The sequence below is a fragment of the Bacillus mycoides genome, from assembly GCF_001757995.1.
Lineage (GTDB): Bacteria > Bacillota > Bacilli > Bacillales > Bacillaceae_G > Bacillus_A > Bacillus_A mycoides_B.
On record NZ_LXLV01000011.1, the window covers coordinates 23,531 to 37,560 of the forward strand.

General features: G+C 34.2%; 18 protein-coding genes. 9 read left to right on the plus strand and 9 right to left on the minus strand.

The genetic code is table 11. The features are described from left to right. The first annotated feature begins 148 nt into the window (after nucleotides 1–148). The 6 genes from BWGOE10_RS03605 to BWGOE10_RS03630 all read left to right on the plus strand — a co-directional run bounded on the left by BWGOE10_RS03605 (nucleotide 149) and on the right by BWGOE10_RS03630 (nucleotide 4,184). Complete coding sequence (locus BWGOE10_RS03605) at nucleotides 149–544, plus strand: hypothetical protein (protein ID WP_000676986.1); 396 nt, start codon at nucleotides 149–151, stop codon at nucleotides 542–544. A gap of 87 nt (nucleotides 545–631) precedes the next feature. Next, a complete protein-coding gene (locus BWGOE10_RS03610) occupies nucleotides 632–1,705 on the plus strand; it encodes an ABC transporter permease (protein ID WP_070140948.1) in 1,074 nt (357 codons plus the stop codon). Between the two features lie 9 nt (nucleotides 1,706–1,714). Beyond that, nucleotides 1,715–2,947: an ABC transporter permease gene (locus BWGOE10_RS03615; RefSeq protein ID WP_070140949.1), complete on the plus strand. Its 1,233-nt coding sequence runs from the start codon at nucleotides 1,715–1,717 to the stop codon at nucleotides 2,945–2,947. Next, a complete protein-coding gene (locus tag BWGOE10_RS03620) occupies nucleotides 2,948–3,598 on the plus strand; it encodes an ABC transporter ATP-binding protein (protein ID WP_070140950.1) in 651 nt (216 codons plus the stop codon). 37 nt (nucleotides 3,599–3,635) lie between these two features. After that, nucleotides 3,636–3,848 carry a hypothetical protein gene (locus BWGOE10_RS03625; RefSeq protein WP_070140980.1) on the plus strand — a complete coding sequence of 71 codons (213 nt, stop codon included), beginning with the start codon at nucleotides 3,636–3,638 and terminating at the stop codon, nucleotides 3,846–3,848. A 63-nt stretch (nucleotides 3,849–3,911) separates the two neighbouring features. Next, nucleotides 3,912–4,184, plus strand: coding sequence for a sugar ABC transporter ATPase (locus BWGOE10_RS03630; protein ID WP_070140951.1), 273 nt, complete (start codon nucleotides 3,912–3,914; stop codon nucleotides 4,182–4,184). A 60-nt stretch (nucleotides 4,185–4,244) separates the two neighbouring features. Here the strand turns inward: BWGOE10_RS03630 and BWGOE10_RS03635 are convergent, their stop codons facing one another. Continuing rightward, nucleotides 4,245–5,546, minus strand: a complete 1,302-nt coding sequence (locus tag BWGOE10_RS03635; protein ID WP_070140952.1) for an NCS2 family permease — start codon at nucleotides 5,544–5,546, stop codon at nucleotides 4,245–4,247. A gap of 224 nt (nucleotides 5,547–5,770) precedes the next feature. On the opposite strand from BWGOE10_RS03635, the gene BWGOE10_RS03640 reads away from it, so the two are divergent. From BWGOE10_RS03640 to BWGOE10_RS03650, 3 genes are all read left to right on the plus strand, one after another. Beyond that, a complete protein-coding gene (locus BWGOE10_RS03640) occupies nucleotides 5,771–6,637 on the plus strand; it encodes an SDR family oxidoreductase (RefSeq protein WP_070140981.1) in 867 nt (288 codons plus the stop codon). Nucleotides 6,638–6,858: 221 nt separating this feature from the next. Next, entirely contained in the window at nucleotides 6,859–7,620 is a 762-nt protein-coding gene (locus tag BWGOE10_RS03645; RefSeq protein WP_070140953.1) for a L,D-transpeptidase, read from the plus strand. A 163-nt stretch (nucleotides 7,621–7,783) separates the two neighbouring features. Continuing rightward, nucleotides 7,784–8,035: a hypothetical protein gene (locus tag BWGOE10_RS03650; protein ID WP_002029881.1), complete on the plus strand. Its 252-nt coding sequence runs from the start codon at nucleotides 7,784–7,786 to the stop codon at nucleotides 8,033–8,035. 32 nt (nucleotides 8,036–8,067) lie between these two features. Here BWGOE10_RS03650 and BWGOE10_RS03655 read toward each other — a convergent pair whose 3' ends face one another. The 8 genes from BWGOE10_RS03655 to BWGOE10_RS03690 all read right to left on the minus strand — a co-directional run bounded on the left by BWGOE10_RS03655 (nucleotide 8,068) and on the right by BWGOE10_RS03690 (nucleotide 14,009). After that, on the minus strand, nucleotides 8,068–8,283 hold the full coding sequence (locus BWGOE10_RS03655; RefSeq protein WP_002010693.1) for a DUF1540 domain-containing protein: 216 nt from the start codon (nucleotides 8,281–8,283) through the stop codon (nucleotides 8,068–8,070). A gap of 72 nt (nucleotides 8,284–8,355) precedes the next feature. Then, nucleotides 8,356–8,775, minus strand: coding sequence for a thioredoxin family protein (locus BWGOE10_RS03660; protein WP_070140954.1), 420 nt, complete (start codon nucleotides 8,773–8,775; stop codon nucleotides 8,356–8,358). Nucleotides 8,776–8,787: 12 nt separating this feature from the next. Next, nucleotides 8,788–9,207 carry a disulfide oxidoreductase gene (locus BWGOE10_RS03665; protein ID WP_002150462.1) on the minus strand — a complete coding sequence of 140 codons (420 nt, stop codon included), beginning with the start codon at nucleotides 9,205–9,207 and terminating at the stop codon, nucleotides 8,788–8,790. A gap of 166 nt (nucleotides 9,208–9,373) precedes the next feature. Beyond that, entirely contained in the window at nucleotides 9,374–9,625 is a 252-nt protein-coding gene (locus BWGOE10_RS03670; RefSeq protein ID WP_002150460.1) for a YhdB family protein, read from the minus strand. A gap of 122 nt (nucleotides 9,626–9,747) precedes the next feature. Further along, complete coding sequence (locus BWGOE10_RS03675) at nucleotides 9,748–10,257, minus strand: PCYCGC motif-containing (lipo)protein (RefSeq protein WP_002186740.1); 510 nt, start codon at nucleotides 10,255–10,257, stop codon at nucleotides 9,748–9,750. A 45-nt stretch (nucleotides 10,258–10,302) separates the two neighbouring features. Beyond that, nucleotides 10,303–11,412: a GerAB/ArcD/ProY family transporter gene (locus BWGOE10_RS03680; protein WP_070140955.1), complete on the minus strand. Its 1,110-nt coding sequence runs from the start codon at nucleotides 11,410–11,412 to the stop codon at nucleotides 10,303–10,305. 12 nt (nucleotides 11,413–11,424) lie between these two features. Beyond that, nucleotides 11,425–12,507 carry a Ger(x)C family spore germination protein gene (locus tag BWGOE10_RS03685; protein WP_070140956.1) on the minus strand — a complete coding sequence of 361 codons (1,083 nt, stop codon included), beginning with the start codon at nucleotides 12,505–12,507 and terminating at the stop codon, nucleotides 11,425–11,427. After that, a complete protein-coding gene (locus tag BWGOE10_RS03690; protein WP_070140957.1) occupies nucleotides 12,504–14,009 on the minus strand; it encodes a spore germination protein in 1,506 nt (501 codons plus the stop codon). Before BWGOE10_RS03690 ends, BWGOE10_RS03685 begins: the two co-directional genes overlap by 4 nt. Nucleotides 14,010–14,030: the final 21 nt, after the last annotated feature.

The window sequence follows — 14,030 nt, forward strand, 5'->3', positions numbered from 1 at the left end:
CTTATACGTTACTTTTTAAAAATGTATTAATGTTTAAGTGTTTAAAGAGTTTGTAAAACATATGGGTTTATTATTGAGAAAAATTTGCTTGAAGGGTATTATGACGATGTAGCGCTACTAAACTATTTAATTTATGAGGTGATTGTTAATGAAAGGAAAGGTTTTTTCAATTACGACTTTAGTATTATTAGCAACATCAATCTCAACAAGTGCATTCTATCCAACTTTAAGTGGTCACAAAAGCGGTAATCTACTATCTTACAGAGCTCAAACGACTACGAATCAAAATGCATCTCGCTGTTCAGTAGCGATTTCTTTTATTAATTCAAAAGGAAGTTATTCATATATTGAAAGCGCCTCGGATAAGTTAGGATCCCATGAATCTGGAAGAGCATTAAATGCTACTGTTAGTAATGGTGCATATAACGCCTTTGGTGCAAAAGGACTCTACTCTGAGCATTATGCTAATGAGAATAATGACTATCAAGAAGATACACACAAAGGTACTTTTGATAGTAATGGTAACTTACGATTACAGTGGTAAAAAACATTAAACAGTTGTCTTTATAAATATTTGGATAAGGAGAAGGGGATGTATATCATCTCCTTCTTATTTAAAAGGAGCCAAAGTATGTATTTAGCTTTTAAAAATATAAAAAGCAACAAACTGTTTTCCGTAATTCTTCTGATGTCATTTTTTATTTCTTTTCTTTCTATATCAGTTGCCGCGCTTTTAACGGAATCTAAACGAAATTTCATATCTGCTTTTCAAATCGGCTTTCCAGAAAAGAATCAAATGTTAACAGTTCCTATAGATAATGAAACAGAGCTTGAATCAATCATTCCTTTCATTCAAGATACTTTTGTAAAAAGTGATATTTACGTAGAGAATTTAAAAGCATTGAATAGTTCAGGTGCAATAAAAATCATAGCTTTGAACTTAAAAGATGATTATTATTGGACGCCATATATTTCTGAAGGGCAATATTTTCATCGTGGAAATTCAAGTGATATGGTTGTTGGTGATCAAACAAATGTAGAGGAATTATATGAATTTGATGATACATATAAAAAAATAGGAACTGTATCGAGGAAAGACAGTGATGTCGGTGTATCAGACATATACATTCCACTTCAAAACTTACCTAATATATCTAAAAAAGGTATTATCGCTAGTAAACAATTACAATTAACAGTTGTTAACCCTACATCATCTATTCATAAGGAAATAAAAACGTTTATAAATAGGAGCAAAGAAGTGCTTTCGGGAGAGGCTCAAATACTGAATGAACGAGATCTTCAGGAACTAAATGTAACAGATATAGATTCAGCAAATAAGTATTATTATAAGTTTATTCTTGTTGCAATAGTTTCTGGCATTTCCGCAGTCTTATTTTGGATTTATAAGAAACAAAGGGAGATTTCATTAAAAAAGGCAGTAGGTGCGTCTAATAGATCTATTTACTGCGAACTATATATTCAAATTTTGTTTGTTTCTCTAGCAGCGATGTTGTTGGTTTTTCTTACTTTAGAAATATTTTCTGGAACAATTCATACGTATTTTCAGACATACTTATTAAAACCGTTAACACTATATGTATTGATATGTAATGTTGGTTTTATAATATTTCTTACAATGTTTGTTACTTTAATTCCGATCAAGCACATTATAAATATATATCCCGGAAAACATTTAAGAACATAGGAGGTCTTCATGTTTTTTATATTTGATTCTATACGGTCTATGAAAAAACGGCTGTTACCGAGTGTGATTATAGTAATTTCTTTAGTTATTGCATTTTCTTCAGCTATAGAATTTATTAGTAACCTTTCGGGATATCGAAAAATGATGACAGTAGCAAACAGTTTATCGACTAATGAAAATTTCTATGAACTTTATGCAACACAAGATATAACGTTGTTTAGCGAAGAAAAAGCAAAAAATGACTATCAACATTTCATTCAAGGTTTATCTAATACGATACCAATTACAAATACAACAAATTATTTGTTTCGTGAATATTCATTTACCTTAAATAAAGAAAATGAAACGATAAAGACTCTGCTTGTTGATAAAGGTATTAATAAATATTTTCATATACGACTTTCACAAGGAAGATATTTTGAGGAATGGGAATTTCATAAATCAGTATTTAATATTAGGCCTGTTATATTAGGTGCTAATTATAAAGAAAAAGTATCTATTGGTGATGTCATACCATCTGGAAAAACGAAACTAAAAGTAATTGGTTTTTTAGAAAAAAATTCATCCTTTATACATCCTAGGAGTGGTGAAATATTAGACAATCGTATTACATTATTAGATGACATGGCTATTTTACCAATTGGAACAGAAGAAATAGAATTCCACAGTGTAGAGCTTTTATATAATGGGTTAATTATAGAAATAAATGAGAAAATGGATATAAATGAATTTCAAAGGAAAGTATTAAAGTTAACAGAAGGTAAGGGGTATTCGTATTATGTTACAAATCCGAATAAATTGTTAGAAAACGAAAAGCAAGGCATTGATAATATGTCATACCCCTTATTATTAAGTGGTACAGTCTTATCTTTTTCATTTATATCTATTTTATTAACATCAATGGCAGCGCTTTATATGGAGTGTAAAAATATTTCTATTAAATCAGCATTAGGAGCAAGTACTTTTCAAATATGTCTTCCGTTTATTATTGAGTATATGCTGATATTCATATTATCGATATATATAGGAACTGCATATTTTCAATGGGAGAATAGCGGAGCAACTGAAATTCAGAAAGGGCTAGAAAATAGTACCGTATCTTTCTTTGGAACGCTAAAAGTCTCTAAAGAATCATTAATCGTTATAAGTACGTTATCAATTATAATGATCCTCATTATATATGCAATCATTTACTTCAATGTATTAAAAATAAAAAATACATATATGAAAGAGGTGTTATAGATGATTCAGCTCGCAAATGTAGCTAAGGAGTTTGGAAAGGAGAATTTTAATGCTTTAAAAGATATTAATCTTACAATAGAAAAAGGTGAAATGATAGCTATTATGGGGCCATCTGGTTCGGGGAAATCTACTCTTCTCAACATTATTGGCTTAATTGATAGTCCCTCTACTGGAAAATATTTTTTAGATGGAATGGATACTAGTAAATTAAAGTCAAACTATCATAAGTATCGAAATAAGGAAGTTGGATTTGTGTTTCAGAACTTTTCGCTACTAGATGATTATACAATTATTGAAAATGTAATGCTTCCACTTGTATATAGAAGAATTTCTCATAAGAAACGTATGCAAATATCAAAAAGAATGCTTGAGATGGTAGGTTTGGAGAAGCATATAAATAAATATCCTTACGAGTTATCAGGAGGAGAACAGCAAAGGACAGCGATAGCAAGAGCATTAGCGCAAGATACAAAAATTATCTTAGCAGATGAGCCGACTGGTGCTCTTGATCAAGAAAATGGGAAAAAAATTATGAGCATTTTAAAAGAAATTAATAAACAAGGAAAAACGGTACTAGTTGTTACACATGATCAAAAGGTAGCTGAATATTGCCAGAGGACGATACGTTTGCTTGATGGCAATATTCAATAATTTTTATGGTATAATATGGATAAAAGTGTGTGAAGGAATGATACATATGAAAAATGTATATAAAGGACTTAGACATACTGGATTTACTGCAATGCTTATTTTTGGTGGTGTATTTCTACTTCGCTTGTTGATTCATGATGAAATGCTATTGGATCAGCTTATTGGGTTTAGTGTAGGAATGGTGATGGTTGTTTCTTCAGTTTTCATTCAAAAGTATAGTAAAGAATTACAGGCGAATGAAAAGTATTAAAGATTTTTAACTCCTTTTATATTTTTCATAGTTAAGTAGTTTAGGCGTAGAGGAGGCTTTCATATGATTTTTTTATTTGCGGTATATTTTGTTTTTATTATGACATTGTTAATGACGTTTTTTCTTTCTAAAAGATCATATGAGAAGCCGTTTATTAAATATATACCAGCGTTCATATTGTTTATTTTGGCTTTCATTTCTTCTATTACGTTTGTATTTAATAACGGAATGGGAGAGCTTATGATAGCAATCTTCTTAGGAGTTACGGCAATAGCGAACTTTTCCTTACTTCTTGTATTGAAAGTAGTTCGCGTAATTGTTGCAAAAGAAAAGTAGAGCATCGGAATTCGATGCTCTACTTTTTTATTTATAAAAAAACCCTCATAACGAGGGTTTTTAATGTGGTAAGAAAACTAATTGATAAGCGAACAAGATCCCGAATAAATACACAAGTGGGTGAACAGCACGGAATTGTCCTTTTGCCACTTTCATAAGTGGGTATGAAATAAATCCAAGTGCAATACCTGTTGAGATACTTGATGTAAGTGGCATGCTTAAGATTACTAAAAATGCTGGGAATGCTTCATCGAATGTATCCCAATCGATGTGGCGAACTGAGCCCATCATAAGACTACCAACGATAATTAATGATGGTGCTGTAATAGCTGAAACGCCAGAAACAGCGCTCACTAACGGTCCGAAGAATGCTGCTAATGCAAATAGAACAGCTACTGTAACAGTTGTTAAACCAGTACGACCACCAGCTGCAACACCAGCAGATGATTCAATGTAAGCTGTTGATGGTGTTGTTCCGAACATAGCTCCAATTGTTGCTGAGAATGAGTCAGATAGAAGAGCTCGTCCTGCTTTTGGAAGCTTTCCATCTTTCATAAATCCACCTTGTTGTGCTACACCAAGTAATGTTCCAGTTGTATCAAATAGTGTAACGAGGAAGAATGAGAACACAACGCCGTATAATCCGTAGTTAATTACATCAGATACAGCAGTAATTGGATTTGAAACGATAATTCCTTCTGGTAATCCAGGCATTGATGTAACGCCGTTTGAGAACGTTAATTGCCCTGTGAAGTAAGCGATAATACCAGTTAATAACATTCCGATAAATAGTGCCCCGTTTATATTTAAAGACATAAGGATAATTGTAATTCCAAGGCCAGCTAATGCTAGTAGAACTGGAGCAGAGTGAAGATCACCAAGCCCAACTAAGTTTGCATCATTTTTTGTAACAATTCCCGTTAAGCGCAAACCGATAAAAGCAATAAAAAGACCGATACCAGCAGTAAGTGCATGTTTTAAGTTTTCAGGAATTACTTCCATTAATTTCGTACGGAAAGATGTGAATGATAACAAAATTAAAATCATACCTGCTACGAATACAGCAGAGAATGCAATCGCGAAAGTCATGCCTTCATGAGCTTTTACAACAGAATAAGAGAAATAAGCATTTAATCCCATACCCGGTGCAATTGCGATTGGTAAGTTTGTAAAGATTGCCATAAATAATGTTCCGACAACAGCGGCGATAATTGTAGCTGTAAATGCTTGTTCAAATGGAACGCCTGCATCCCCAAGGATGACAGGGTTTACGACAATGATATATGCCATTGTTAAAAAGGTAATAATACCTGCCATAATTTCAGTTTTAATAGAAGTTTTATGTTTTGAAAGGTTAAACATATAAACATCCTTTCTTTTTACGAATAATTTTCACAACAGTTATATATAATATTCGTTTTTTATCTATTTTGCAATAGTTTTGCATAAAAACTTTAGAATAACTCATATTTTATGTCTTAAATTCGAATATTAACCGTAAAATTGCGTGTGAATAGCGGTTTTTTAATGTGTAAGTAGTTTTTATTATTGTGCACATTATAAGGGGAAAGGAGTTGAAGGAAGTTATGCCGCAGCAAAAAAACTTTTTAACGATGCCAGCGCAGCATCAAAATAAACAGCCTGGTATTGAATCGTTAATGAATCCTCTTCCAAAGTTTGAAGATCCAAATTATAAAGGAAGCGAAAAGTTAAAAGGAAAGAATGTGTTAATTACAGGGGGAGATAGTGGGATTGGACGAGCTGTGTCCATCGCTTTTGCAAAAGAGGGAGCAAATATTGCGATTGCTTATTTAGATGAGGATGAAGATGCAAATGTGACGAAACAACTTGTTGAAAAAGAAGGCGTGGATTGTGTATTACTGCCGGGGGATTTGAGTATTGAACAACATTGTAAAGATATTGTGGAAGAGACCGCCCGGCAGCTGGGAAGTTTAAATGTTCTTGTGAATAACGTCGCACAGCAATATCCGCAGCAAGGGCTAGAGTATATCACAGCGGAACAGCTAGAAACGACATTCCGTATTAATATTTTTTCTTATTTTCATGTTACAAAAGCAGCACTCTCTCATTTAAAGCAAGGTGATGTAATTATAAACACGGCATCTATCGTTGCGTATGAAGGAAATGAAACGTTGATCGATTATTCTGCAACGAAAGGAGCAATTGTCGCTTTTACAAGATCGCTATCTCAGTCGTTAGTACAAAAAGGAATTCGTGTAAATGGTGTTGCACCAGGCCCAATTTGGACACCGCTTATTCCATCCAGTTTTGATGAGAAAAAAGTATCACAGTTTGGGAGCAATGTTCCTATGCAAAGGCCTGGTCAGCCGTATGAATTAGCGCCTGCATATGTATATTTGGCGTCTAGTGATTCGGCATATGTGACAGGGCAAATGATACATGTAAATGGTGGCGTTATTGTAAATGGATAGTTTTCATTTATAAGAGCAAAGTAAAGCTAATTGCATTTATCCCGCTATTTGCGGACAGTAAGACTCCACCTCAAAATTTGGCTGGAGAAAAGAAGTTAGATGGGAGTCGGGCTGCCCGTAAACGCCCGATTGGTGAAGGCTAATAATCAGTGGGGGATGAACAGAACCCCCACTGATTAAAGTTTCACTTTATTATGATGTTAGTGCTAGGGAGGATTTAGATGAAGAAAGTATGGTTTATCGTAATCCTATTTTTCTGCCTGCCAGCTAGCGTTTTTGCTAATACAGATCATTTAATATTAGTTAACCTTACGACGAATCAGCTGTCTTTTTTTGAAGAGGGAAACTATACTAGAACTTTTCCGATAACGACAGGAAGAGATAGCACCCCGACGCCTGAAGGGAATTTTTGTATTATAACTAAATATAAAAATAAAGAATACCATCGTAAAAAAATACCTGGGGGTGCACCGAATAATCCTCTCGGTACAAGATGGCTAGGTCTGGATAAAAAGGAATATGCCATTCACGGGACAAATCGTGAAGGAACGATTGGAAGTCGGGAATCAAATGGTTGTATTCGCATGCACGATCGGGACATACAATGGTTATACGACCGGGTACAATTACAGACAAAAGTAATTATTTCTCGTTTTCATACGAGTCCCGAATATGAAGCTTATAAGCTTGGTTATCGTGTTGTGAGCTGGAATGGTCGTAAAGTAGAAGAAGAACAAATTGGAATGCTTACGTTAGTAGATCGTGTAAATATATATTGGCAAGAACCAAATGGACAATTAACGAAAGTAAAAACGGTATTGCCAAATGAAAAATACGCAGTGTATTCCAAACGAAAAGATGGAACCTATTATATAGGAAACAATTTGTATATTGTAGAGGAAACGGGAGAAAAAATTCGTTATGAGCAATTACCTTATTCGATTTTAAGTAATATATATAAGCGGAAATATAATATTCCATAATAGCTACCGTGTATAGGCGGTAGCTTATTTGTGATGAAGTTTAGTTGTTTTTATTGATTTCATACCAATCGCGTGTCTACAAATAGTAAGATGAAAAAATTGAAACAGCAACTATTATGTTTTGGTGAATATAATACAGTACAGATTGGGAGGCGGTCACATTATGAAAAGTGAATTTGCATTTAAAATTTTCTTAATCACGACTTGTTTATTTATCGTGTATTTATATGCGTTACTCGTCTTCTCCTTTTATGTTCCATATATTGATTTAATATTGTTCGTCGGATTTATTTGGGCATTTGTTAAAGCGAGGGAAGGGGAGAAGAGTGTATATCGACGCATTACTTTATGCGGGACGGTCCTTCTCGTTATTTTGTACTTTTTTATGATGCATGATGTTTGGAGGGGAATGTAAAAAAGCATACGACTAATCGTATGCTTTTACGTTTAATATTTCGGTTTAAATGTATGACAACACGTTTCTACACTCGTTGTTACAGAACTTTCAAGCGTCTCGTTTGTTAAAGTAGCGCTTGTATACGAACTGTTTTCAATTTGACCTGCTTCTTGTGCATCAGGTTGAACAACAATTGCACTTGCTTGACAAAAGTTACCTTGTCCCCAAAATGAACAATTGGAAACCGAGCATTTCACTTCTGGCATAAAACCCCCTCCTCATACATTAGTGTGGGATTTTACACCCATTTCATGTATAGAAGGAGTTTCCTTTTCTTATTATTTTTTTGTTTGCTCAAACCATTCTTTGAACTTTTCTTTCGGTTGTTCACCGCTAATACGGCTTACTTCTTTGCCATCTTTAAAATGAATGATTGTTGGAGTTCCTGTAATTTTATATTCATCCCAAGGAGCATCTAATTTTTCAATATCCATAACTTTCATATCAACATTCAAGTCTTTAGCCATTGGTACTACGATAGGAGATAATTTTTGGCAATGAACGCAAGATGTTTGATAAAAGTATACTGTTTGTTCTTTTTTATCTTCTAAATTTTTATTGAGATTCTCAAGAGAAATTTTATTTGAGTAGTAATCTTTTTCATTTGTCGATGCGCTTTTCTTTTCCATTTGTGTTACAGCAAAAATTGCTGCGAATAAGATGATAATAATACCGCCAAATATAAGCATTTTTTTCATTCTTTCATCTCCTTATTTGTTTTTAATTACAATAAAGCTGCAAATAGCGATTGTGATAAAGCCGATAAGTGCTAAAAACGGGATTGTCACAAAGCCGAACCAGTTTATGTATTCTCCCGTACAAGGTACGCGTCCGCAAGCTGCTCCTGCAGCTGATAGTGCTGAAATTTTTTGAATTGCATAGTGATATAAAGAAATACAAGCACCAATACTTGCAATTGGTAAGGAATAACTTGCAATACGATAATCTTTTTTTACTACAGCAATGCCGAGCCATAAAACGAATGGATACATAAAGATACGTTGATACCAACAAAGGACACAAGGCTCAAATTTCATGATTTCGGAAAAGTATAGGCTACCTAGCGTAGCAATAAAAGAAGCTCCCCATGCAGTAAATAAAGCATACTCTTGCTTTTTTTCTCGTCCCATATTTTATACCTCACTTATAATAGTTACATACTAAATTATAGTATGAAGTAGCACAGAAAAGAAAGAGAAAATATGTTTATCAATAAAAGTTTTGTAAAAGAAAACTTTTATTGATATAAAAATGTTCAAAAAAGCGCCATTCTCTAAGAGAGAATAGCGCTATATTTTACATTTGAATTTGCTCTACTACTTCTTCTACATGTGACTTCTGGGATGCATGGTCAATATATTGAAATAGGAGCTGCAATTGTTTGTCAACTTCTGGCAATTCTTTACTGTATTGATAAGCGTGTAAAAAGTGTTCAATACGCTTAGAAAATAGTTGATCATTCGTTTGAACCATTAAAACGAGTAGTTTATCCCAATTACAGCAATACGTGTAATAGAGAGCTTTGTCATAGTCGTTATATGTTTGCACTGTGTACCCTCCTTACCGAAGAGTTATATATAGTGTGTGACAAGCGAGGAGAAATACACTTGAAAGAATTTGTTAAGAAAAAAAGTGAATGAAAAGAAAAAAACGAGGAGTCTCCTCGTTTTTTAAGCTTTTGGCATTGGCGTAGGTGTTGGTTTCCCATATCCTTCTTTGTATTTATTATCAATATAATTACGAATTTCAAGCGTTGATTTTCCTTTTTGTTTCATCGAAGCAGATTCAACTGCGATTTCTAAGCAATTTACACAAGTTGTTGCATGGGAATCCCAAACAACTTCACCATTCTTTTTGATTTCACGAATAAAGCAATTTTTATTATTTTTATGTCCTACACTTTCACCACACCCGCAGTAACAAGGAATCCAATCCAATAGTTCAGCATTTTGTCCAGCGACAGTATAGATGTCTTTCATTTGTGGATCAAGTTTGTCTAGGAAGGCCGGAAGTGTGTCGACTCCTTTTGTCTTTTCTTGAATGTCAGCTTGCTGAGTGTGCGATGCGTGGTCATGCTCTTCTTTTGATTCAGAAGATTTTTTTTCATTTGTACCAGTACTCCCGCATCCAGTAAGAATTAAGCTCAGTACTACAAGTAAAGAAAATACATACTTTTTCATTCGCTTGTCCCCTTTACAAATGTATTAATAAAATTGTATCAAATATCATGGGGTGTCGGGAGAAGATTTTTTCGACTTATTTTTGAAGCGCCACCGTAGTGAATGGAATAGAAATAAAATCGGTACATAAGCGTAGACAATATACAGGCCTATTTGGGATAATACTGTATTTAATGTATTGATACTCTCACGGTTTGTAAAAAATAAGGATGAAATAAATACACTTGTGATAAAAAGTGGCAATGTAATTTTAAATGGTATGTGAAAAGAACATTTAATAGTACGGCAAGAAGACCAAATCGTTAAACAAAGGTTAGGTAAAATAATAAGGAACCATACGAAAATAATGATGTATTCAAATCGCTGAATGAAGGGAACTTTAATAATTTTTAACATCGTTAATGTAGGCCAAATGGTATGATGCAATTGCCCTTGGCTATAGTACATAAAAGAAACAATTGCCAAGAGTACATATAGAATGGTTGAGAAGGCTATGCCGCCATGGGCCCACTTTTTTAAGGATTTCCCTTTTTCAATTAACGGATAAAAGATAAGAATCGCCTCAAATCCAAGAAACTCTAAAGCAGAAGCTTTCGCTGAAGTTAAAATTTCTACAGGAGAATGTGTGAGTATAGGTAAAATGTTACGGAAATGTGCATATTTCATTGGGAAAACTAAAAACAGTACTACAAAAATCGGTAATATGATACCCCAAAAACATATTCCTGCTACAGAGCGGAATCCGCCTTTTATAACATAGTAGGTCACGAATAAAAATAATAAAGTTAATTTCCATGGTTTAATTGTAGGGAAGACCCATACTTGAATGACCTCAATATATGTACGAAGAACTGTAAGGCAAAATAATAGAAGGTATATGGTGAAACAAACGGAAAGAAAGGTACCAAGCCATTTTCCGAAACATGTCATATGGATATTCATTAAATCATTATCTTTTTCTAACATTTTAAGCATACAAAATAATACGATATGAGTTGCAATACCTGCAACAATAAGGGAAATCCAAGCATCATAGCCAGCATGTTGCGCAATAATTCGTTGATATCCTAATACACCTACTCCAATTTGAAGAGAGTGTAATAAAAGAAATACGAAATAAGGAGAAACAGTATTCTTTTTATTTTGCTCAGCCATTTTAACACCTCATTATTCTCCGATACCAGATTGTACGATATTAATTTGCACATTAACAGCAACGTCTACGCTAGGGTACATTTTTTGAATTTCTTTCATACTCCATTTTCTCGAGTGACTACGAATTTCTTCACGTATGCCTACTGGATCAATATCTTTTTCTTGGAACTGTTTTATTAATTCGTTTAAATCTTTTTTTAGTGTTTTTTCTACATGTTTTTTTACGTAAGTTACATTCTCCTTCTTCGATAAATCAAGCCAATCAGGAGTGTTTTTTATGAGCCCATTTAGTTTTAAGTGGATGTGAACTTTCGGAAGACTACCGTTTTGAGAAACGTTACAGACACTTCTTCCAGATAAGTTTTGAGTAGCGATTAATCCGTTATGTTTACCTTGACGTATCGGAACTTCGTAACGTCCATTTTTAGTTGGATTAATGAGTAATTTTAATAAAAAAGAGCCTTTTTTATCTGTATACATAGCCACTTTATCTTTTTTTAAAAAAGCGATTCCTTTAATAGAAGCTGATTTGTCTTCGTCAATTTCAATATAGGGAAGAAATGGATCGCCCCCTGATGAATAAAAGTTATACAAAAAAATATTTAAAGCGGTCCGAGGAAGCGTTTCAGTTTCTATATTTTGCTCAAGTAAATCAGCAAGATAGAGCGATCCATTTGTTTTAACATGCTTGAGAAGCTCTTCTGTTGATCCATCTACAAGTGCTAGCTGTACATCTCGGCCGATGTTAGGGTCACGTTGTAAGTTGTTAATAATGTCACCAAGCCCACGTTCACCAAATGATTTTCCGAATAGGGCAACACGCATTTGACCTATGGCGATGGTATGTGGTGATTTGGCGTTTAACTGTGAAGAGATAGTTTCAACTGTACTTGCAGTAGTTGATTGAGTTTCTGGATTTGACTGTACGCCCTTTGTATAATCTGGATAGAGAATTGTCCCGCGAAATTTATTGTCTTTCGTTATATCAAATCCACCTACATGAATAATGCGCTGTGTGTCTACTATATTCGATTGTATACAACCTGATTGGAAAGTAAAAAGGATCATAGTAAAGCATAGTAAAATCTTTTTCATTTCTTTTCACCATCACGTTTCGTTTTCGCTTTTTCCGGATTATAGCGCCATTTTGATTTCGGTCTAAGAAAAGAAGCACGTGCGGCGGTTTGACTAAATGGTAAACGAAGGAGCCCTTCCGCAGTTTTTAAACCTCGAAATGGGTATAAAGGTAATAAATATGGCGATCCAAGTGATTTCAAACGAATTAAATGAGCTAATATGAAGACGAATCCGACAATGAGACCTAATCCGCCAAATGCTCCAGCTAAAACGATGAGCGGAAATCGAAGTAACCGGATAGTAGAAGACATTTTTACCGTCGGTGTTGTAAAAGACGCGAGCGCAGATAATGCAACCGCAATTAATAAAATAGTACTCGTTAAAGCAGCCTCAACAGATGCTTGTCCAATTACAATTCCCCCAACAATACCGATTGTTTGTCCAACTTTTGTCGGTAATCGTGCCCCTGCTTCGCGAAGTAACTCAATTGTAATTTCTAAAAATAGAGCTTCTAAAACAGGGGGAAACGGTACATTTGCTCTTGAATAAATGATTGGTCCCAGTAAATCAGCAGGAATCATTTGATAGTGATACGTTAATATAGCTGTATAAATAGCTGAAGAAAATAGAGAAAATGTCGCTCCGAAAAACCGCACCATTCGAAGAAATGAGCCCGCTACCCATGGTAAATAATAATCTTCTGGAGATACAAAAAAATCGAGTAACGTCGCCGGTCCGGCTAATGCGTAAGGGGAACCGTCTGTTAAAATGACGACACCGCCATTAATTAATGCAAAAACAGAACGATCTAACCGCTCTGTAGGTAGTAAAACAGGGAAGGGAGAGTTACTATTATCGCAAATAAACTGCTCGATCATAGTTGCATCGAAAGGAACATCAAAGTCAATGTCTTGTAGGCGCTGCATCGCGGTATTAACGTGTTGCTCATTCGTAATGCCTTCGATGTAAGCAACTACGACTTTTGTTTTTGATATAGAACCAACTATAACTTCTTTGAAAACTAATTGTTCTGTGACAATATTTCGCCGAAGTAAGTGTATATTTGTATCGATATTCTCAACGAATCCGACTTTTGGACCGATGACACTATATTCATTTTCAGTATCGTTATATAGCCGTGTACCTAAAACTGAACTTTCAGCACGAATAAGTGCATATTCTGCGGTTTGAGAATCATTTTTCAGCTGTATGAGTACATATCCACTTAATAATTTTTCACGAATATCATTAATAGTAGGGCCGGTGATAATCTCCTCAAGTGTGACGATATTGGCTATATCATTTATATTTTCAATGTGATCTAATTCTCTTTTTATAGGTGTTAAAATGAATCGATTAATGAGGAGTGATTCAGCCGTAGATTTATAGTAAAACAAACATAACGTCCCATCTTCTACGATGTTATAAGAAACGAAATCACTAGACCCTTTCATAGTTTGGATAAATTCTGGAATGGAACAGATTGTTTTTTTATTCTTTTTAGACGAAAAACGAAACATTTTCTCACCCCTTACCTACAT

Coding starts and splice junctions, on each gene's coding strand:
- BWGOE10_RS03675 (WP_002186740.1), bottom strand. CDS start 10,257: ATGAAAAAGTATGTATTTTCTTTACTTGTAGTACTGAGCTTAATTCTT.
- BWGOE10_RS03605 (WP_000676986.1), top strand. CDS start 149: ATGAAAGGAAAGGTTTTTTCAATTACGACTTTAGTATTATTAGCAACA.
- BWGOE10_RS03630 (WP_070140951.1), top strand. CDS start 3,912: ATGATTTTTTTATTTGCGGTATATTTTGTTTTTATTATGACATTGTTA.
- BWGOE10_RS03610 (WP_070140948.1), top strand. CDS start 632: ATGTATTTAGCTTTTAAAAATATAAAAAGCAACAAACTGTTTTCCGTA.
- BWGOE10_RS03635 (WP_070140952.1), bottom strand. CDS start 5,546: ATGTTTAACCTTTCAAAACATAAAACTTCTATTAAAACTGAAATTATG.
- BWGOE10_RS03640 (WP_070140981.1), top strand. CDS start 5,771: ATGCCGCAGCAAAAAAACTTTTTAACGATGCCAGCGCAGCATCAAAAT.
- BWGOE10_RS03660 (WP_070140954.1), bottom strand. CDS start 8,775: ATGAAAAAAATGCTTATATTTGGCGGTATTATTATCATCTTATTCGCA.
- BWGOE10_RS03655 (WP_002010693.1), bottom strand. CDS start 8,283: ATGCCAGAAGTGAAATGCTCGGTTTCCAATTGTTCATTTTGGGGACAA.
- BWGOE10_RS03680 (WP_070140955.1), bottom strand. CDS start 11,412: ATGGCTGAGCAAAATAAAAAGAATACTGTTTCTCCTTATTTCGTATTT.
- BWGOE10_RS03625 (WP_070140980.1), top strand. CDS start 3,636: ATGATACATATGAAAAATGTATATAAAGGACTTAGACATACTGGATTT.
- BWGOE10_RS03615 (WP_070140949.1), top strand. CDS start 1,715: ATGTTTTTTATATTTGATTCTATACGGTCTATGAAAAAACGGCTGTTA.
- BWGOE10_RS03690 (WP_070140957.1), bottom strand. CDS start 14,009: ATGTTTCGTTTTTCGTCTAAAAAGAATAAAAAAACAATCTGTTCCATT.
- BWGOE10_RS03685 (WP_070140956.1), bottom strand. CDS start 12,507: ATGAAAAAGATTTTACTATGCTTTACTATGATCCTTTTTACTTTCCAA.
- BWGOE10_RS03645 (WP_070140953.1), top strand. CDS start 6,859: ATGAAGAAAGTATGGTTTATCGTAATCCTATTTTTCTGCCTGCCAGCT.
- BWGOE10_RS03650 (WP_002029881.1), top strand. CDS start 7,784: ATGAAAAGTGAATTTGCATTTAAAATTTTCTTAATCACGACTTGTTTA.
- BWGOE10_RS03620 (WP_070140950.1), top strand. CDS start 2,948: ATGATTCAGCTCGCAAATGTAGCTAAGGAGTTTGGAAAGGAGAATTTT.
- BWGOE10_RS03665 (WP_002150462.1), bottom strand. CDS start 9,207: ATGGGACGAGAAAAAAAGCAAGAGTATGCTTTATTTACTGCATGGGGA.